The organism is Streptomyces sp. NPDC031132 (assembly GCF_055570595.1).
This window is the reverse complement of record NZ_JBVIGX010000006.1, coordinates 205,416-224,930: the sequence shown is the minus strand read 5'-3', so window position 1 is coordinate 224,930 and position 19,515 is coordinate 205,416. Positions and strand designations below refer to the sequence as shown.

Sequence of the window (19,515 nt, the reverse complement as noted above, 5' to 3'; positions counted from 1 at the left end):
GCCGGCCGGTGGCGCTCGGCACCCGGCGGGCGCGGGCCGCCGGTCTCTCACGGCATCGGCTGCGGCGGGCGGGGCCCCTGGTACTGGCCGCTCGGCCGCATCCGGAGCGGCCGCTCCTGGTACTCCTCCAGCGCGTGCGCGATCCAGCCCGCGGTCCGGGACACCGCGAACACCGTCTCCCCGGCCTCCGCGGGCATCCCGCAGGACACCGTCAGCACCGCCAGCGCCAGGTCGACGTTGGCGTGCAGGCCGCCCCGCCGCGCCGCCGTCGTGGCGACGACCTCCCGGGCGGCCGCCAGTGCGGGCCCGGCCTGCGGCACGTTCTCCAGCCGCGCGAACAGCGCCGTCGCCCGCGGGTCCTCGCCCTCGTACAGCCGGTGCCCGAGTCCGGGGACCCGTCGTCCCGCCCGCAGATGGTCCGCGACCACCGGCGCGGCGCCGCCCCGCTCCAGGGCCTCCACCAGCATCCGGTGCGCGAGCCGCCCGGCCGCGCCGTGCAGCGGGCCCTCGAGCGCGCCGAGGCCGGCCGACACCGCCGCGTACGGATGGGCCCGCGCCGACGCGGCCACCCGTACGGCCAGGGTCGAGGCGGCCAGATCGTGGTCGATGAGCAGTGCGAGGGCCAGGTCCAGCGTGGCCAGCGCGTCCGGGTCCGGCTCACGCGCCGTCAGCCGGGGCCACAGCTGGCGCGCCAGCCGGCCGTCCCCGCGCCAGCCGGACGGTCCCAGTTCGGGCAGCGCTCCGACCAGGGTCGGGATCAGGCAGCGCGCGGACCCCAGGACGGCCTCCGCGGACAGGTCGAAGCGCAGCGGATCCGTCACGGCGGCGGCCGCGGTGGCCACCCGCAGCCGGTCGATCGGGCCGCTGTGCTCGGGCAGGGCGGCCACCGCGCGCCGGGCGGCGGCCAGCGCCTGCGGGGGAGCGGTGAACCGTACCCCGCGCGGCAGCGTCCCGGTCCAGAGCCACTCGGCGACCTCCTCGTAGCGGTGTCGCGAGGCCAGCTCGACGGCGTCCACGCCCCGGAAGTAGTACCGGTCGGGCTCGATGAGCGTGAGCGAGGTGCGTACGGAGAGCTCCGCGCCGGGGGACGAAGCCGCCTCGCGGCGGCTGCGCCGGGCCAGGTCCTCCACCTCGCGCGCGTCGAAGCTGCTGCCGCGGCCGACCGGGTCGCGACGGCTGGTGAGCTGGCCGCGGCTGACGTACGCGTACACGGTCGCTGGCTTCACCCCCAGCAGTTCCGCCGCCTGCCGGGTGCTGATCCGGCGCTCGCCCTCCGCCTGGTCGTTCATGACGCCCACCCTACATATATTGATTCAATCAATATTGACAGGGATTCAATCCATCATGGATGGTCGACGCATGAACACCACCGTCGATGTGCCCCGCGGTCTCGCGGGAGTCGTGGTCACCGAGACCGAACTCGGTGACGTCCGAGGCCGCGAAGGCTTCTACCACTACCGCCAGTACTCGGCCGTCGAGCTCGCAGCGAGCCGCAGCTTCGAGGACGTGTGGCACCTGATGTTCCGCGGCGCCCTGCCGGCCGACGCCGCAGAACGGGCCGCGTTCGCCGCCGAGATCGCCCCGCTGCGCCGACTGCCCGACGCCGTGCGCGAGGCGCTGCCCGCCCTCGCCCGGGCCACGGTGCTCTCCGGCCCGCTCGCCGGGCTGCGGACCGCGCTCTCGCTGCTCGGGGCCTCCGCCGGGTTCCGCCCGGTGTACGACCTCGACCCCGCCCGGCGGGCCGCCGACGCGCTGGCCGCCTGCGCCGCCGTACCGACCCTGCTCACCGCGCTGCACCGGCTGGGGCAGGGCCTGGAGCCGGTCGAGCCGCGCGCAGACCTCCCGTACGCCGCCAACTACCTGTACATGCTCACCGGGCAGGAGCCCGACCCGGTCAAGGCGCGGGCGGTCGAGCAGTACCTGATCTCCACCGTCGACCACGGCTTCAACGCCTCGACCTTCACCGCCCGCGTGATCGCCTCCACCGGCGCGGACGTGGCAGCCTGCCTCACCGGGGCGATCGGTGCGCTCTCCGGGCCCCTGCACGGGGGCGCGCCCAGCCGGGCCCTGGACACCCTGGACGCCATCGGGACGGCGGACCGCATCGACCCGTGGATCCGCGAGCGGGTGCTCGCCGGGGACCGGGTCATGGGCTTCGGTCATCCCGTGTACCGGACCGAGGACCCTCGCTCGCGGATGCTGCGGGACATCGCGCTGCAGTTCGGCGGCCCGCTCGTGGACTTCGCCGTCGAGGTCGAGCGGCACGTCGAGGAGATCCTCGCCGAGCTCAAGCCGGGGCGGGAGCTGCACACCAACGTGGAGTTCTACGCGGGCGTGGTCATGGAACTGTGCGGGCTGCCGCGCGAGATGTTCACCCCGACGTTCTGCGCGGCCCGTGTGGTCGGCTGGAGCGCGAACGTCCTGGAGCAGGCCGCCGACTCGAAGATCATCCGTCCGGCGGCCCGTTACGTCGGCCCGAACCCGCCGGAGCCGGTTCCGGTGCCGGGCTGACTACGATCGGCGGGGTGAACAGCAGTCAGCCCGTCCAGCAGCCCGTCCAGCCGCCCGCACAGCAGCCCGTACAGCCGCCCGTGCAGCCGATTCCCGTCGTCGTGCTGTCCGGGTTCCTCGGATCCGGCAAGACCACGCTGCTCAACCACCTGCTCGGCAACCGGGGAGGCACTCGGATCGGGGTCGTCGTCAACGACTTCGGCTCGATCGAGATCGACGCGATGGCCGTGGCGGGCCAAGTGGGCGACTCGATGGTCTCGCTCGGCGGCGGCTGCCTGTGCTGCGCCGTCGACGGCAGCGAGCTCGACGCGTACCTGGAGAAGCTCTCCGCGCCGGTGCATCAGATCGACGTGATCGTCATCGAGGCGAGCGGGCTGGCCGAGCCCCAGGAGATGATCCGGATGCTGGTGGCCAGCGAGAATCCGGCGATCCGGTACGGCGGGCTGGTCCAGGTCGTGGACGCGGCGGAGTTCGACGCGACCCGGGGCCGGCACCCGGAGACCGACCGCCACCTCGCCGTCGCGGACCTGGTGGTCCTCAACAAGACGGACCGGGTCGACGCCGCCGAGCGGGCGCGGATCGAGGGCGAGCTGGGCGGGCTCTGCCCCGGGACGCCGGTGGTGGCCGCCGACCACGGGCGCATCGACCCGGAGCTGCTCTTCGACCGCCGCCCGTGGACCGAGACCCAGGGCCAGCTGTCGTTCGAGGACCTGATCGCGCAGGCCAGGGACGCGGACGATGCAGGCGGTGCCGACGACGCCGATGACGCGCACCACGAGGGGCACGGGGACCACACCGGACACGCCCACACGGTGTACGAGAGCACGGAGTTCGTGTCCGAGCAGGCCATGAACCCGCGCCGGTTCATCGACTTCCTCGACCGGCGGCCGGCCGGGCTGTACCGGATCAAGGGCCATGCCTACTTCGGCGTCCCCGGCCACGAGGAGCGCTACGAGGTGCACGCGGTCGGCCGCTTCCTCCGGTTCGCCCCACAGCCCTGGGGCCGGGGCGAGGCCCGGCTGACGCAGCTGGTCCTGATCGGCGCCGGGACGGACGGCCCGGCCCTGCTCCGCGAGCTGCAGGCCTGCCGCGAACCGGCCCCGCAGCACGCGCCCCCGGAGAGCATGTGGGGCGTGCTCCGCTACGTCGACCGCCCGGCGCAGCCGGACGCCGAACCGGTGCCGGAACCGGAGCCGTACGACCCCGAGCCGTACGGCGATCCCGACTCCGATTGATCAGGCGACCTCGACGCCGTATTCACGCAGGAGGTCCTCGAGGCCGCCGCGGTAGCCCTTGCCGCCGATGACGAAGTCCCAGTCGCCGTTGGAGCGGCGCCGGAACGAGCCCAGCACCAGGGCGGTTTCGCCGGCGCGCCCGTCGGAGACGTCCAGCCGGCCGAGTTCCTCGCCGCCGGCGGACAGCAGGCGGATGTGGGCGTCGGTGAACCCGGCGAGGTCGGCGTGCGGATCGACCTCGGGGTCGATCGCGGCCACGAGGACCAGCCGGTCGGCGGGCTCGGGCAGGGCGTCGAAGGAGACCTCCAACGCGGCCTTGTCGGGGGCCGAGTGGGTGCGGGCCCGTACCGAACCGTCCGGGGTCCGCGGGTTGTTGAAGAACACGAAGTGGTCTTCGCTCAGCACCCGGTTGCCCGCGCAGACGAGGGCGCACACGTCCAGCGCCACGCGGCCGGACCATGACATGCCGAGCACGTTGTGGTCCGCCGAAGGGGCGGCAGGCTCCGGCTCGGGCGCGCGCTGCGCCGGACCGCCGCCGAGCCGGCCGCGCAGGCCGTGCTGGTGGAGCAGCTCGACGAGGTCCGCCCCGGGAACCAACTCCAGCGGCTTGCCGTTGGCAAAGGTGTACGACGTTGGTCCGAAGGACGCGGTGGTGACCAGCACCCCCTTGTTCGCCCCCTTGTCCTGGACCGTGCCGTACAGATCACGCACGGCCGTCGGCGGCACCGTGTTCCGGTAGCGCTTGACCTGCACCACGATCCGCCCGCCCCGGATCGGGGCCGGGTCCAGCGCCTCCACGTCCACCCCGCCGTCGCCCGACCGCTGCGTGGTCACCGCCTCCATGCCCATCGCCCGGAAGAGCTCCGCCACCAGGTTCTCGAAGGCGATCGGGTCCATCGCGAAGAGGTCCGGCTCGTCATCCCCGTCGCCGGACTGCCCGCCGTGGCTGACGACGCCGCCGACCTCGCCCGGCCGGCGCCCTGTCCGTACCGCGGCCAGCTGGTCGGGTCGCGCCGACAGCTGCCCGCGCAGACCCTCCACCAGACACTCCACCGCGCTGACCTGCTCCAGTCGCAGTCCCTCGAAGGCGGACCGCGCCGCCGACACCGTGGCGAGGATGATCTGCGCCTCCCGGCCCGTCGCCGGATCGTGGTCGTCCACGAACCCGTTGACGACCACCGAGTCCAGCGCGCCGAACTCGTCCGCGGCGTAGAGCTCGCGCACCACCAGGAGCACGCACTGCGCCAGCAGGTCCCGGTACAGCGCCCGTCGCTGCGTGACGGGGCGGGCGGTCTCCTTGTCCTGGTCCGTGCTCGGCAGGTACCGCACCGACTTGGCCTCGGGCACCACCCCGTAGCGGGGCAACTCCCAGTCGAGCACCAGCTGCCGGGCCGCCGGGTCATACGCGGCCGAGACCTGCCTCGGCAGCTCCTCGGGCCAGGCCGTGGAGGCGTACAGGGCGGCCGAGAAGTACTCCACCACGGCCTCGGCCTCGCCCGCGCGCAGCCTTCCGGCCAGCTCGCTCAGCCCGTGGTTGTGCGCGCGGATCCCGGCGAGCTGCTCGGCCGCCCACCGGTCGTACTGCCGCCGGTGCTCAGCGAGCTGCTGTTGGCGCCGCGTCTCCGCCGCTCTCGCCTTCTGATGAGCCCGTGTGTACTGGGCGTGCGCCTCGCGCTCCGCCTCGGCGCGCCGGTAGGAACCCAGCGCCATGCCACTGCTCTCTTGCAGGAACTGCTCGATGCGGGGTATCGCCACCGGCTGCGCCAACGACCCCGGACGGAACGGTTCGAGCTCCTCGTTCCGCACGAGCGAGGCCATTCGGAATGCCGTCGACCGGCAGCCCGTGACCAGCAGGTTCTGCAGCGCCGCCACCTCGGCCTCGATGACCTCCGTGCGGCGCCGGGCCTCGGCCTCGCGATGCTGCCGGTAGGCGGCCTGCTGTTCGCGCTCGCCCCGGGCCACGTCCCGGTCCCACGCCCGCCGTCGGCGCTCCGCCTCGCGCTGCTGGATCACCAGCGTCCGCTGCTGCCTGCGCTGAGCCTCGGCCCAGTCCCCGATCATCCCGTTCGACTGACGGCTCAACAGTTTTCCCCCGCCCCCACCACAAGCCCCAACGGGAAAACACTAGTCGGCATTCGGGTGGTACGTCCCCCCGGTCGCACCACCCGAATGCCGCCGTACGTCCTACAGCGCGCCCCCCGCCAGAGCGGCGACGACCGCGGGCAGGGCGGCCCCCGAGCCGTCGCGGCGCGGGTCCACGGGCGGCAGTTCGGCGGGGGTGCCGTTCGCCGCGGCCGCGCGGACCGGTGCGTTGCCGGCCCAGGCCAGCACCAACAGGTCCTCGCCCTTCAGGAACCGCTGGCAGCGCACGCCGCCGGTGGCCCGGCCCTTGCGCGGGTACTGGTCGAACGGGGTCAGCTTCCCGGACAGCATCGAGTCGTCCAGCGTCCCGTGCGAGCCCGCCACCGTGAACACCACGGCGTCCCGCGCGGGGTCCACCGCCGAGAAGTGGATCACCTTGGCGTTGTCGGCGAGCTTGATGCCCGCCATGCCGCCCGCCGGGCGGCCCTGCGGGCGCACCTGACCCGCCGGGTAGCGCAGCAGCTGGGCGTCGTCGGTGAGGAAGACCAGGTCCTCCTCGCCCGTGCGCAGTTCGACCGCGCCGACGATCCGGTCGCCCTCCTTGAGGGTGATGACCTCCAGCTCCTCCTTGTTCGCCGGGTAGTCCGGCACGACCCGCTTGACCACGCCCTGCTCGGTGCCCAGGGCCAGGCCCTGCGAGGACTCGTCCAGCGAGGTCAGGCAGATCACCTTCTCGTCCGCCTCCAGCCCGGAGAGGAACTCCGCGACCGGGGCGCCGCCCGCCAGGTTCGGCGCGGTGTGGGTGTCGGGCAGCTGCGGCAGGTCGATCACCGACAGCCGCAGCAGGCGCCCGTACGAGGTGACCACGCCGACATCGGCCCGGGCGGTGGCGGCGACCTGCGAGACGATCAGGTCGTGCTTGGCGCGGGCGCCGCCCTCCTCCTCCGGCAGCGCTTCGCCGGTCACGGTGCGCGCCAGCAGGCCCGTCGAGGACAGCAGCACCCGGCACGGGTCGTCCGCGACCTCCAGCGGAACCGCCCCGACCTGCGTACCGGCCGACTCCAGCAGGACCGTACGCCGCTCGGTGCCGAACTTCTTCGCGACCGCGGCCAGTTCCGTGGAGACCAGCTTGCGCAGCTCCGTGTCGGAGTCGAGGATCCCGGTCAGCTCGTCGATCTCGCCGGTGAGGCGGTCGCGCTCGGACTCCAGCTCGATCCGGTCGAAGCGGGTGAGCCGGCGCAGCGGGGTGTCCAGGATGTACTGGGTCTGGATCTCGCTCAGCGAGAAGTGCTCGACGAGCCGCTCCTTCGCCTGCGCCGAGTTGTCGCTGTCCCGGATGATCCGGATGACCTCGTCGATGTCGATCAGGGCCACCAGCAGGCCCTCGACGAGGTGCAGCCGGTCGCGCCGCTTGCCGCGGCGGAACTCGCTGCGCCGCCGCACGACCTCGAAGCGGTGGTCGAGGTAGACCTCGAGCAGCTCCTTGAGGCCGAGCGTCAGCGGCTGGCCGTCGACCAGCGCGACGTTGTTGATGCCGAAGGACTCCTCCATCGGCGTCAGCTTGTACAGCTGCTCGAGCACGGCCTCCGGGTGGAAGCCGTTCTTGATCTCGATGACCAGGCGCAGGCCGTGCGCGCGGTCCGTGAGGTCCTTGACGTCCGCGATGCCCTGGAGCTTCTTGGAGCCGACCAGGTCCTTGATCTTCGCGATGACCTTCTCGGGGCCGACCGTGAAGGGCAGTTCCGTGACGACCAGGCCCTTGCGGCGGGCCGTCACGTTCTCCACGGCCACCGTGGCGCGGATCTTGAACGTTCCGCGGCCGTTCTCGTAGGCGTCCTTGATCCCCGAGAGGCCCACGATCCGGCCGCCCGTGGGCAGGTCGGGACCCGGCACGAAGCGCATCAGCGCCTCCAGGTCCGCCTGCGGGTAGCGGATCAGGTGGCGGGCGGCCGCGATGACCTCGCCCAGGTTGTGCGGGGGCATGTTGGTGGCCATGCCGACCGCGATCCCGGAGGCGCCGTTCACCAGCAGGTTCGGGTACGCCGCGGGCAGCGCGACGGGCTCCCGCTCCTGGCCGTCGTAGTTGGCGGTGAAGTCGACGGTGTCCTCGTCGATCGACTCCGTCATCAGTGACGTGGCGTCCGCCATCTTGCACTCGGTGTAACGCATCGCGGCCGGCGGGTCGTCGTTGCCGAGCGAGCCGAAGTTGCCGTGGCCGTCGACCAGCGGCAGCCGCATCGAGAAGGGCTGGGCCATGCGCACGAGGGCGTCGTAGATCGACGCGTCACCGTGCGGGTGCAGCTTGCCCATGACCTCGCCGACGACGCGGGCGCACTTCACGTAGCCGCGGTCGGGGCGCAGGCCCATCTCGTTCATCTGGTAGACGATGCGCCGGTGCACCGGCTTCATGCCGTCGCGGGCGTCGGGCAGGGCGCGGGAGTAGATCACCGAGTACGCGTACTCGAGGAAGGAGCCCTGCATTTCGTCGACGACGTCGATGTCGAGGATCTTCTCCTCGAAATCCTCCGGCGGCGGGGTCTTCGTGCTGCGGCGGGCCATCGCTGCGCGGCTCCTTAACCAAGAATGAAGGTGTGCTGGGGGTCTTGCGGGTGGTCTGGCGGGTGGTGTGACAGGGGCTGACGGGGGTTGTCGCGGACCATTGTGGCCCGAGGCACCGACAACGCCGACTCCGACCCAGGTCTGAGCCGGGAACTTCTCCGGTCCCCGACGCGCTTGCATACAGTGGCAGGTCTGACGGAAATCTCTGCATCGCGATCGAAGGGACCACATGCCCATGGGTCACACGGCCACAGCCCAGGCCGGCTCCGGCGGCCTGACAGCGACCGAGCACCGGCTGGCCAACGGCCTGCGCGTGGTGCTCTCCGAGGATCACCTGACCCCGGTCGCCGCGGTCTGCCTCTGGTACGACGTCGGCTCGCGCCATGAAGTCAAGGGGCGAACCGGTCTGGCTCACCTCTTCGAGCACCTGATGTTCCAGGGCTCGGCGAGCGTACCCGGCAACGGCCACTTCGAGCTCGTCCAGGGCGCCGGGGGTTCGCTCAACGGCACGACCAGCTTCGAGCGCACCAACTACTTCGAGACCATGCCGGCCCACCAGCTGGAGCTCGCGCTCTGGCTCGAGGCGGACCGGATGGGCTCGCTGCTGGCCGCCCTGGACGACGAGTCCATGGAGAACCAGCGCGACGTCGTCAAGAACGAGCGCCGCCAGCGGTACGACAACGTCCCGTACGGCACGGCCTTCGAGAAGCTGACCGCCCTGGCGTACCCCGAGGGCCACCCGTACCACCACACCCCGATCGGCTCCATGGCCGACCTGGACGCGGCCTCCCTCGAAGACGCCCGCGCCTTCTTCCGTACGAACTACGCACCCAACAACGCGGTGCTGTCGGTCGTCGGCGACATCGACCCCGAGCAGACGCTCGCCTGGATCGAGAAGTACTTCGGCACCATCCCCGGGCACGACGGCAAGCAGCCGCCGCGCGACGGCACGCTGCCCGAGATCATGGGCCGCCAGCTGCGCGAGGAGATCGTCGAGGAGGTTCCGGCCCGCGCGCTGATGGCCGCCTACCGGCTCCCGCACGACGGCACCCGCGAGTGCGACGCCGCCGACGTGGCGCTCACCGTCCTGGGCGGCGGCGAGTCCTCCCGGCTCCACAACCGCCTGGTACGCCGCGACCAGACGGCCGTCGCGGCCGGCTTCGGCATGCTGCGGCTCGCCGGCGCGCCCTCGCTGGGCTGGCTGGACGTGAAGACCTCCAGCGGGGTCGAGGTGCCCGACATCGAGGCGGCCGTCGACGAGGAGCTCGCGCGGTTCGCCGCCGAGGGCCCCACGGCCGAGGAGATGGAGCGCGCCCAGGCGCAGCTGGAGCGCGAGTGGCTGGACCGGCTGAGCACGGTGGCCGGCCGCGCCGACGAACTCTGCCGCTTCGCCGTGCTGTTCGGCGACCCGCAGCTGGCCCTCAGCGCCGTCCAGCGGGTCCTCGACATCACCGCCGAGGAGGTGCAGGCCGTGGCCGCGGCCCGACTGCGCCCCGACAACCGCGCGGTGCTGGTGTACGAGCCGCTCCCGGCAGAGGCCGACGGGGCCGACGAGAACGACGAGAACGAAGGGGCGGAGCAGTGAGCGACACCGCAGCCGTCACGATGACCTTCCACCCGCAGCCGCAGGCCGGCGAGGCCCGGCCGTGGGCCTTCCCGGCCCCCGAGCGGGGCTCGCTGCCCAACGGCCTGACCGTGCTGCGCTGCCACCGGCCGGGCCAGCAGGTCGTCGCCGTCGAGGTCAACCTCGCCGCCCCGCTGGACGCCGAGCCCCAGGGCCTGGACGGCGTGGCGACCATCATGGCCCGCGCGCTGTCCGAGGGCACCGACAAGCACTCCGCCGAGGAGTTCGCGGCCGAGCTGGAGCGCTGCGGCGCCACGCTCGACGCGCACGCCGACCACCCGGGAGTGCGGGTCTCCCTGGAGGTCCCGGCCTCCCGGCTGGCCAAGGCGATGGGCCTTCTGGCCGAGGCGCTGCGCGCGCCCGCCTTCGCCGACAGCGAGGTCGACCGCCTGGTGCGCAACCGGCTCGACGAGATCCCGCACGAGCTGGCCAACCCGCAGCGCCGCGCCGCCAAGGAGCTCTCCAAGCAGCTCTTCCCGGCCACGCTGCGGATGTCCCGCCCGCGCCAGGGCACCGAGGAGACGGTCGCCCGGATCGACTCGGCGGCCGTACGCGCCTTCTTCGAGGCCCACGTACGCCCCGCCACCGCCACCGCGGTGGTCGTCGGCGACCTGACCGGCATCGACCTGGACGCCGTACTGGCGGACACCCTGGGCACCTGGACCGGCAACTTCGCCGAGGCGCTGCCGGTGCCGCCGGTGACCGCCGACGACGCCGGCCGCGTGGTCATCGTGGACCGGCCCGGGGCGGTGCAGACGCAGCTCCTGATCGGCCGGATCGGGCCGGACCGGCACGAACGGGTCTGGGCGGCGCAGGTGCTCGGCACGTACTGCCTGGGCGGCACCCTCACCTCGCGCCTGGACAAGGTGCTGCGCGAGGAGAAGGGCTACACGTACGGCGTGCGCGCCTTCGGCCAAGTGCTGCGCTCCACCGCCGACGGCAAGGGCGCCTCGATGCTCGCCATCAGCGGCTCCGTGGACACCCCCAACACCGGCCCGGCGCTCGACGACCTCTGGAAGGTGCTCCGCACCCTCGCGGACGGCGGGCTGACCGACGCCGAACGGGACGTGGCGGTACAGAACTTGGTGGGGGTGGCCCCGCTGAAGTTCGAGACGGCCGCGGCCGTGGCCGGCACGCTCGCCGACCAGGTCGAGCAGGAGCTCCCGGACGACTACCAGGCCCGGTTGTACGCACAGCTGGCCCAAACGGGCACGGTGGAGGCGACTTCGGCCGTCCTGGCCGCCTTCCCGGTGGACCGCCTGGTCACCGTCCTGGTGGGCGACGCGTCGCAGATCGAGGCGCCGGTGCGGGCGCTCGGGATCGGCGAGGTCACCGTCGTCACCAACTGACGGACATCCCAAGGGGCTCCGGTGGCTTGTCCACCGGAGCCCCTTTTGTCTGTTTAGTGGAGAGGTTGCTTGTATGCGGTGTGGCGTACGCAACAAAAAGGCGTGTCTGTTTGGCGATTGACTGATGATCCGCCTAGCGTCGGCCGTGCTGTCCGTCAGTTGTACGCGCCGCATCCGCGGCACCGGGCAGCGATCGCCGAGTCCCCGTCAGGCGCGAGCCTGGGGAGCCGGGGACCCACATGTGTCCCTGGGGTGAATCGGACCGCCTCGCCAGAGGGGGCCCGTAGGAGACCTTCCTGCTCCGAACCCGTCAGCTAACCCGGTAGGCGAGAAGGAAGGAAAGGATCAACCCCTTCATGGCGTTTGGCAGTCGTGCCGCCGGTAAGCACCGTGGTTCCAGTCGTCTGAGCCGCAAGACCGCCGGTTACGCCGGCATAGCCGCCCTCGCCACCACCGGTGTCGTCGGCTCCCTCGCAGGCCCGGCGTTCGCCGCGTCGGACAAGGCCCCCTCCATGGAGGACACCGGCCTGAACGCCGTCGTGACGGCCGAGGACCTCCCGGTCCAGATCGAGGCCCAGGCCGAGGCCCAGGAGCACGCGGCAGAGGCCGCGGCCGCCAAGGCGAAGGCGGAGGCCGACGCGAAGGCGCGCGCCGCCGAGGCCAAGCAGAAGGCCGAGGAGAAGGCGAAGGCCGAGCGCGAGGCCGCCGAGCGCGCCGCCCGCGAGGCGGAGCGCAAGCGCCTCAACACCTTCGTCGCCCCCGTCGACGGCTCCTACGTCAGCACCCAGTGGCACGCGGGCGGCGGCATGTGGTCCTCCGGCAGCCACACCGGCATCGACTTCCACGCGGCCTCCGGCACCTCGGTGCACGCGGTCGGCGCCGGCACCGTCGTCGAGGCCGGCTGGGGCGGCGCGTACGGCAACAACGTCGTCATCAAGCACAACGACGGCACCTACACCCAGTACGGCCACATGTCCTCGCTGAGCGTCTCCGTCGGCGAGCAGGTCACCCCGGGCCAGCAGATCGGCCTGTCGGGCTCCACCGGCAACTCCAGCGGCCCGCACCTGCACTTCGAGGCCCGTACCGGCGCCCAGTACGGCTCGGACATCGACCCGGTCGCGTACCTGCGCAACCACGGCGTCGACGTCTGACCCGCAGCACTTCACCGAAGGCCCCGGCTCCCCGAGCCGGGGCCTTCGCGTTGTGGCCGCATGTGGCCGCATGGTGGCTGTAAATATTCGCGATTTCCGTCCGCGCTCGGAAAACATCGCTTGTTGCAATAGAGTCGCCTTACGATCCCAGCGGTCGCGGCAATGGCGTCGGCAGTCGGAAATAGGCGGAGGTCCGGACTTGCGTATTCCTGCGCACGCGGTATGCACGGCAATCCGCGACGACATCGTCTCCGGTGTCTTCGAGCCGGGCGGCAGGCTGACCGAGGAGCTGCTGGCGCGGCGCTACGGGGTCTCCCGCGTCCCGGTCCGCGAGGCGCTGCGGACCCTGGAGTCCGAGGGCTTCGTCACCACCCGGCGGCATGCGGGCGCCTGCGTCGCCGAGCCCACCGAGCAGGAGGCGGCCGACCTCCTGGAACTGCGGATGCTGCTCGAGCCGCTGGCGGCCGCCCGGGCCGCCCGTCGACGCACCGAGGCCCACCTCAAGGTGCTGCGCGGGCTGGTCAGACTGGGTCAGGAGCGGGCCAGGCAGGGCCGGGGGGAGGACCTGCGGTCCCTGGGGGGCTGGTTCCACGAGACCCTCGCCCAGGCCTCCGGCAGCCCCGGGCTGATCGCGCTGCTCACGCAGATGCGGCACAAGGTCGCCTGGATGTACGCAGTGGAGGCGCCGGCCCGGCCCGTGGAGTCCTGGGCGGAGCACGGGGCGATCGTGGACGCGGTGGCGCGCGGGGACGCCGAGCGGGCGCGGGCGCTGACGGCGGTCCACGCGGACCGGGCGGCCGGGGCGCACCGGCTGCGCGTGAGGCCTTCGCAACATGCCGTAAACATGGCGGGCGGTCCGCATTAACAAATAGCGCGTATGAATGGGGGAGCCTTGGCTGAATTCGCGTCGCATGAGCGGTGCAATGGTGGTGCATTCACGGTCGCCCGGTGCATCCACGGAATTCACGAAAACGAGGAAGCCGCGGCCTCCGGAATTCCGGCGGCCGCGGCTTCGACGCATGTCCGGGGGCGAACCCGAAGGGTCAGACGGTCTCGGGAAGTTCCTCGAGGCCCTCGGCGACCAGCTTCGCGAGGCGGTCCAGCGCCGCCTCGGCACCCTCGGCGTCGGACGCGAGGATGATCTCCTCGCCGCCCTGGGCGCCCAGGCCCAGCACCGCGAGCATGGACGCGGCGTTGACGGGGTTCCCGTCGGCCTTCGAGATGGTCACCGGGACGCCGGAAGCGGTCGTCGCGCGGACGAAGATCGAGGCGGGACGAGCGTGCAGGCCCTCGGCCCACCCGACGTTGACGCGGCGCTCTGCCATGGTGATGCCCTTCAGGTTCTTACGGTTGTCTAGACCAGTCTCTCACGACGCCTCGAATGCTCCGACCGACCTTCGGCCCGAAGCCTCCGCCGTTCGACCTACCCCAGCTTGCACGTGTTTGCACCGGCTTGCCCTACGCGCCGCGCAGGAGCTGTCCGGCCGGTCCTGGCCTTAAGATCGCCGCATGACCACCCCGTCGGACCCCTCGTACCCGGCCCACTGGGAAGCGGACGTCGTCCTGCGCGACGGCGGCACCGCCCGGATCAGGCCCATCACCACGGAGGACGCGGGCCGACTGGTCAGCTTCTACGAGCAGGTCTCCGACGAGTCGAAGTACTACCGCTTCTTCGCGCCCTACCCCCGGCTGTCCGACCGCGACGTGCACCGCTTCACGCACCACGACTACGTGGACCGGGTCGGCCTCGCGGCGACCATCGGCGAGGAGTTCATCGGCACCGTCCGCTTCGACCGGATCGGCCCCGACGGCCGGCCCGCGTCCGCCCCCGCCGACGAGGCCGAGGTGGCCTTCCTCGTCCAGGACGCCCACCAGGGCCGCGGGGTCGCCTCCGCCCTCCTCGAACACATCGGCGCGGTCGCCCGCGAGCGGGGCATCCGCCGCTTCGCGGCCGAGGTGCTGCCCGCCAACAACAAGATGATCAAGGTCTTCACCGACGTCGGCTACCAGCAGAAGCGCAGCTTCGAGGACGGCTCCGTCCACCTCACCCTCGACCTCGAACCCACCGCCGAGTCCCTGGCCGTGCAGCGCGCCCGCGAGCAGCGCGCCGAGGCCCGCTCCGTGCAGCGGCTGCTGGCCCCCGGCTCGGTGGCGGTGATCGGAGTCAGCCGCTCCGGCGGGGGAGTCGGCGCGGCGGCCCTGCGGAACCTGCGCGACTGCGGCTTCCAGGGCCACCTCTACGCCGTGAACGAGGCCGCCACCACCGACCTGCTGGAGGGCGTCCGGGCCTACCGCGCGCTCGGTGACGTCGACGCCCCGGTCGACCTCGCGGTGATCGCGGTCCCCGCCGAGCGCGTCCCCGAGGCCGTGGCCGCGTGCGGCGAGCACGGGGTGCAGGGGCTGGTGGTGCTGTCCGCCGGCTACGGGGAGAGCGGCGCGGCCGGGCTCGACCGGCAGCGCGAACTGGTGCGCCAGGTGCGCTCGTACGGGATGCGGCTGATCGGGCCGAACGCGTACGGCGTGATCAACACCGCGCCGGAGGTCGGGCTCAACGCCTCCCTCACCCCGGCGCCCGCGCCGATCCGGGGCCGCATCGGGCTGTTCACCCAGTCCGGGGCGATCGGCATCTCGCTGCTCTCCGCACTGCTGCGGCGGGGCGAAGGGCTGTCGTCCTTCGTCTCGGCGGGCAACCGGGCGGACGTCTCCGGCAACGACATCCTGCAGTACTGGTACGAGGACGAGGCCACCGACGTCGCGCTGATGTACCTCGAAACCCTGGGCAACCCGCGGAAGTTCACGCGTCTCGCGCGGCGGACGGCAGCGGTGAAGCCGGTGGTGGTCGCGAAGGGCGGCCGCCACACCCCGGCCGGCCACGTGGTCCCCGGGACCAGGCTCCCGGACACCACGGTCTCGGCGCTGCTGCGGCAGGCAGGGGTGATCCGCGTCGACACCGTGACGGAGCTGGTGGACGTCGGGCTGCTGCTGGCCTCGCAGCCGCTGCCGGCCGGGCCGCGCGTGGCGATCCTCGGGAACTCGGAGTCGCTGGGCGTCCTCACGTACGACGCCTGCCTCACGCAGGGGCTGCGGCCGGCGGCCCCGCTGGACCTGACCACGGCGGCGACGCCGGAGGACTTCGGGGAGGCGCTGGGCGCGGCGCTGGGCTCCGCAGAGAACGATGCGGTGATCGTCACGGTCATCCCGTGGGTGAACGAGCAGGAGCCGCAGGACGACCTGGCCGAGGCCCTTCGGGACGCGGTGGCCGGGCATCCCGGCAAGCCGGTGGCGGTGGTGCACGTGGAGCTGGCGGAGCTCGTCGACGCCCTGTCCGCGGCGGGGGGCCTGCCCGGGCCCGCCTCCGTGCGGCCGGATTCGTCCGGTGCGGCGCCGCTTCCGGGGGCGCTGCCCCCGCGCCCCCGCGCCTCCAACGCCGGCGGGGCTGAGGGTGCGGGCGGGGCTGGCGGTGCGAGTGCGGAGGCCGGTGGGGCCGGCGGTGACAGCGGGGGCGTCGACGCGGCCGGAATCGAGGTGCGGATTCCGGCGTATCCGGCCGCCGAGCGGGCCGTACGGGCCGTCGCCGAGGCCGTCCGGTACGGGCAGTGGCGGCGGGCCAACGCCGAGGCCGGGCAGGTGCCCGAGTACGAGGACATCGACGAGGCCGGAGCCGCCGCGCAGCTCGCCGACCTCCTGGACGGCGCCGGCGACGCCGTCCTCACCCTCACCGAGGCCGACGCCGCCGCGCTGCTCGCCCGGTACGGGATCCGGTTGCTCCCCACCCTGCCCGCGCCCACCGCGGACGACGCGGTCGTGGCCGCCCGGACCCTGGGCTACCCCGTCGCCCTCAAGACCACCGCCCCGCACCTGCGCCACCGCGCGGACCTCGGCGGCGTACGCCTCGACCTCGCGACCGAGGCCGACCTGCGCCGCTCGTACGAGGAGCTCACCGAGCTCCTCGGGACGCCCGGCGAGCTGCTCCCCGTCGTCCAGGCCATGGTGCCCCGCGGGGTCGACACCGTCGTGCGGTCCGTCATCGACCCCGCAGCCGGCGCCGTCCTCTCCTTCGGGCTCGCCGGCGTCGCCTCCGAGCTGCTCGGCGACACCGCCCACCGGCTCGTCCCCGCCACCGACCGGGACGCCGCCGGGCTGATCCGGTCCATCCGGACCGCCCCCCTCCTCTTCGGCTGGCGCGGGAGCGACCCCGTGGACACCCCCGCTCTCGAGGAGCTCCTGCTGCGGCTGTCCCGGCTCGTGGACGACCATCCCGAAGTGGTGGGAGTCACCCTCGAGCCCGTCGTCGTCGCCACGGAGGGCCTCTCCGTCCTCAGCGCCACGGTCCGCGTGGCCCACCCGCCCGCCCGCACCGATCTCGGCCCCCGGACACTGCCCAGCTACTGAGCGGGTGCGCGGGCCTGTCGTCCGGACCTCAGGCGCCCGGGGTGCCCCGTGCGGGCCTTAGGATGGACCCCATGGCGAAATCCGGTACGACGACCCAGGGGCTGCGCACGGCGATCGAGCGCAGCGGCTACTACCCGGCCCTCGTGGCCGAGGCCGTGGAGGCCGCGGTCGGCGGCGAGCCGATCTCGTCGTACCTGGTCCACCAGGAGACGACCTTCGACGCCAACGAGGTGCGCCGGCACGTCACCGTCCTGGTCCTGACCGGGAACCGCTTCATCGTGAGCCACACCGACGAGCAGGCCGCCGACGCCGGGTCCCCCTCCCCGTACGCGACCACCTCCACCGAGTCGGTCAAGATCGGCGCGATCTCCTCCGTGGTGCTCAGCCGCGTCGTCGCCAACCCCGAGTCCTACACCCCCGGCACCCTGCCCCGCGAGGTCGTCCTGACCATCGGCTGGGGCGCGGTCTCGCGGATCGACCTGGAGCCCGCCGCCTGCGGCGACCCGAACTGCGACTCCGACCACGGCTACACCGGCAACTCCACCGCCGACGACCTGAGCCTGCGCGTCAGCGAGGCCGGCGACGGCCCGGAGGCGGTCCGCCAGACCCTCGTCTTCGCGCAGGCACTCAGCGAAGCAACGGCAGCCACCTCCACCTCCGCCCGCTGATGGCCTACTCCGCACCGTCGAACTGGGACGAGCCGGAGCTGCTGGACCTCGCCGGCGCCCCCGTTCCGGAGTACGGCACCGGCTCGCTCGCCGATCTGCTGCCGACCCTCGTGGCCGGCCAGGGCGTCCCCGGGTTCACCGCCGCGATCCCCGAGCTGACGCCGGCCGACCGGAACTGCGTGTTCCTGGTCGACGGCATGGGCTGGGAGCAGATCAAGGCCCACCCGGACGAGGCCCCGTACCTGACCTCCCTCCTCGGCACCTCGCGCGGAGGCACCGGCCGGCCGATAACGGCGGGCTTCCCGGCGACCACCGCCACCTCGCTGGCCTCCGTCGGCACGGGCCTGCCGCCCGCGCGGCACGGCCTGCCCGGCTACGCGGTGAGGAACCCGGCCACCGGCGAGCTGATGAACCAGCTCCGCTGGTACCCCTGGACCCAGCCGAAGCCCTGGCAGCCGTACCCGACCGTCTTCCAGCAGGCCGACAAGGCGGGGGTGGCCACGGCGCAGGTGTCCTCGCCCGCGTTCCAGACCACCCCGCTCACCAAGATCGCGCTGAGCGGCGGCACCTTCCTCGGCCGGATGACCGGCGAGGAGCGGATGGACCTCGCGGCCGAACGCCTCGCGGCCGGCGACCGCTCGCTGGTGTACACGTACTTCAGCGAGCTCGACGGGGCCGGACACCGGCACGGCGTGAACTCCGACGCGTGGCGCGGCCAGCTGATGTACGTCGACCGCCTGGTGCAGCGGCTCGCCGAGCAACTCCCGCCGCGGACCGCGCTGTACGTGACCGCCGACCACGGCATGGTGGACGTCCCGTTCGACGAGGACTCCCGTATCGACTACGACGAGGACTGGGAGCTGGGCGCGGGCGTGGCCCTGCTCGGCGGCGAGGGCCGGGCCCGGCACGTGTACGCCGTACCGGGCGCCGAGGCCGACGTCCTGACGGTGTGGCGCGAGGTGCTGGGCGACCGGTTCTGGATCGCGAGCCGCGAAGAGGCCCTGGAACTGGGCTGGTTCGGCGTGCCGGGGGAGTGCGACGAGCGCGTGCTGGGCCGGATCGGCGACGTGGTCGCGGCCGCCCAGGCCGATGCGGCCATCACCGCCTCGCGCAACGAGCCCAACGAGTCCGCCCTCGTCGGCATGCACGGCTCCATGACCGCGGCCGAGCAGCTCGTCCCGCTGCTCGAGATCCGCACCTGACCGACCCCCCTTCCTCCGCCCCTGCCGCCAACGCTCCGAAAGGTCCCGTACTTCCCATGCCCGAGCTGGTGTTCTTCTCCGGAACGATGGACTGCGGAAAGAGCACCCTGGCTCTCCAGATCGGGCACAACCGGTCTGCCCGCGGGCTCCAAGGCGTGATCTTCACGCGGGACGACCGGGCGGGGGAGGGCAAGCTGTCCTCGCGCCTCGGCCTGGTGACGGAGGCCGTCGAGGCGACCGAGGGCATGGACCTGTACGCGTACCTGGTGAACCAGCTGTCCAAGGGCGGCAAGGCCGACTACGTGATCGTGGACGAGGCCCAGTTCCTCGCTCCGGAGCAGATCGACCAGCTCGCCCGCATCGTCGACGACCTCGAAATGGACGTGTTCGCCTTCGGCATCACGACCGACTTCCGTACGAAGCTCTTCCCGGGCTCGCAGCGCCTGATCGAGCTGGCCGACCGGATCGAGCAGCTCCAGGTCGAGGCCCTGTGCTGGTGCGGCGCCCGCGCCACCCACAACGCCCGTACGGTGGACGGGGAGATGGTGGTCGAGGGTGCCCAGGTCGTCGTCGGTGACGTGAACCGGCCGGCCGGGGAGATCGGCTACGAGGTCCTCTGCCGCCGCCACCACCGCCGCCGCATGACCAGCGCCGCCGCTCATGCCGGCGCCCTCTCCCCGGACGTCCTCCCCGTCAACCACGGCTGACCGCACGCCGGAAGGCGGTCCGGCCGGGCCCCGGC

General features: G+C 72.7%; 14 protein-coding genes and 1 riboswitch. Of the genes, 10 read left to right on the top strand and 4 right to left on the bottom strand.

The genetic code is table 11. The features are described from left to right. Window positions 1–47: 47 nt before the first annotated feature. A complete protein-coding gene (locus tag ACZ49B_RS11905; RefSeq protein WP_468303775.1) occupies window positions 48–1,289 on the bottom strand; it encodes a citrate synthase in 1,242 nt (413 codons plus the stop codon). Between the two features lie 55 nt (window positions 1,290–1,344). Here ACZ49B_RS11905 and ACZ49B_RS11900 point away from each other — a divergent pair, with 55 nt between their 5' ends. After that, window positions 1,345–2,511 (top strand): citrate synthase/methylcitrate synthase, encoded by a 1,167-nt coding sequence (locus ACZ49B_RS11900; protein WP_468303772.1) that lies wholly within the window; start codon window positions 1,345–1,347, stop codon window positions 2,509–2,511. Between the two features lie 80 nt (window positions 2,512–2,591). Beyond that, window positions 2,592–3,746 carry a CobW family GTP-binding protein gene (locus ACZ49B_RS11895; protein WP_468303979.1) on the top strand — a complete coding sequence of 385 codons (1,155 nt, stop codon included), beginning with the start codon at window positions 2,592–2,594 and terminating at the stop codon, window positions 3,744–3,746. Here ACZ49B_RS11895 and ACZ49B_RS11890 read toward each other — a convergent pair whose 3' ends face one another. Then, on the bottom strand, window positions 3,747–5,828 hold the full coding sequence (locus ACZ49B_RS11890; RefSeq protein ID WP_468303769.1) for a restriction endonuclease: 2,082 nt from the start codon (window positions 5,826–5,828) through the stop codon (window positions 3,747–3,749). It lies immediately after the preceding gene. Between the two features lie 102 nt (window positions 5,829–5,930). Beyond that, a complete protein-coding gene (locus ACZ49B_RS11885; protein WP_468303766.1) occupies window positions 5,931–8,387 on the bottom strand; it encodes a DNA gyrase/topoisomerase IV subunit A in 2,457 nt (818 codons plus the stop codon). 235 nt (window positions 8,388–8,622) lie between these two features. Between ACZ49B_RS11885 and ACZ49B_RS11880 the strand changes: the two genes are divergently transcribed. From ACZ49B_RS11880 to ACZ49B_RS11865, 4 genes are all read left to right on the top strand, one after another. Next, a complete protein-coding gene (locus ACZ49B_RS11880; RefSeq protein ID WP_468303763.1) occupies window positions 8,623–9,972 on the top strand; it encodes a M16 family metallopeptidase in 1,350 nt (449 codons plus the stop codon). Window positions 9,973–9,992: 20 nt separating this feature from the next. Further along, window positions 9,993–11,360 (top strand): M16 family metallopeptidase, encoded by a 1,368-nt coding sequence (locus tag ACZ49B_RS11875; protein ID WP_468303976.1) that lies wholly within the window; start codon window positions 9,993–9,995, stop codon window positions 11,358–11,360. Between the two features lie 184 nt (window positions 11,361–11,544). Then, window positions 11,545–11,703: riboswitch (cyclic di-AMP (ydaO/yuaA leader) on the top strand. A gap of 13 nt (window positions 11,704–11,716) precedes the next feature. After that, window positions 11,717–12,511, top strand: a complete 795-nt coding sequence (locus ACZ49B_RS11870; protein ID WP_468303761.1) for a M23 family metallopeptidase — start codon at window positions 11,717–11,719, stop codon at window positions 12,509–12,511. A 199-nt stretch (window positions 12,512–12,710) separates the two neighbouring features. After that, entirely contained in the window at window positions 12,711–13,376 is a 666-nt protein-coding gene (locus tag ACZ49B_RS11865; RefSeq protein WP_468303759.1) for a GntR family transcriptional regulator, read from the top strand. A 178-nt stretch (window positions 13,377–13,554) separates the two neighbouring features. Here ACZ49B_RS11865 and ACZ49B_RS11860 read toward each other — a convergent pair whose 3' ends face one another. Next, the gene (locus ACZ49B_RS11860; protein WP_266635998.1) at window positions 13,555–13,836 is read right to left on the bottom strand and encodes an HPr family phosphocarrier protein; all 282 of its coding nucleotides are present in this window, start codon (window positions 13,834–13,836) and stop codon (window positions 13,555–13,557) included. A gap of 184 nt (window positions 13,837–14,020) precedes the next feature. Here ACZ49B_RS11860 and ACZ49B_RS11855 point away from each other — a divergent pair, with 184 nt between their 5' ends. The 4 genes from ACZ49B_RS11855 (at window position 14,021) to ACZ49B_RS11840 (ending at window position 19,480) form a co-directional block, all read left to right on the top strand. Next, entirely contained in the window at window positions 14,021–16,903 is a 2,883-nt protein-coding gene (locus ACZ49B_RS11855) for a bifunctional acetate--CoA ligase family protein/GNAT family N-acetyltransferase (protein ID WP_468303756.1), read from the top strand. Window positions 16,904–16,965: 62 nt separating this feature from the next. After that, on the top strand, window positions 16,966–17,571 hold the full coding sequence (locus tag ACZ49B_RS11850) for a DUF5998 family protein (RefSeq protein WP_468303753.1): 606 nt from the start codon (window positions 16,966–16,968) through the stop codon (window positions 17,569–17,571). Continuing rightward, on the top strand, window positions 17,571–18,773 hold the full coding sequence (locus ACZ49B_RS11845) for an alkaline phosphatase family protein (protein ID WP_468303750.1): 1,203 nt from the start codon (window positions 17,571–17,573) through the stop codon (window positions 18,771–18,773). Before ACZ49B_RS11850 ends, ACZ49B_RS11845 begins: the two co-directional genes overlap by 1 nt. 56 nt (window positions 18,774–18,829) lie before the next feature. Beyond that, complete coding sequence (locus ACZ49B_RS11840; RefSeq protein ID WP_468303747.1) at window positions 18,830–19,480, top strand: thymidine kinase; 651 nt, start codon at window positions 18,830–18,832, stop codon at window positions 19,478–19,480. Window positions 19,481–19,515 lie beyond the last annotated feature (35 nt).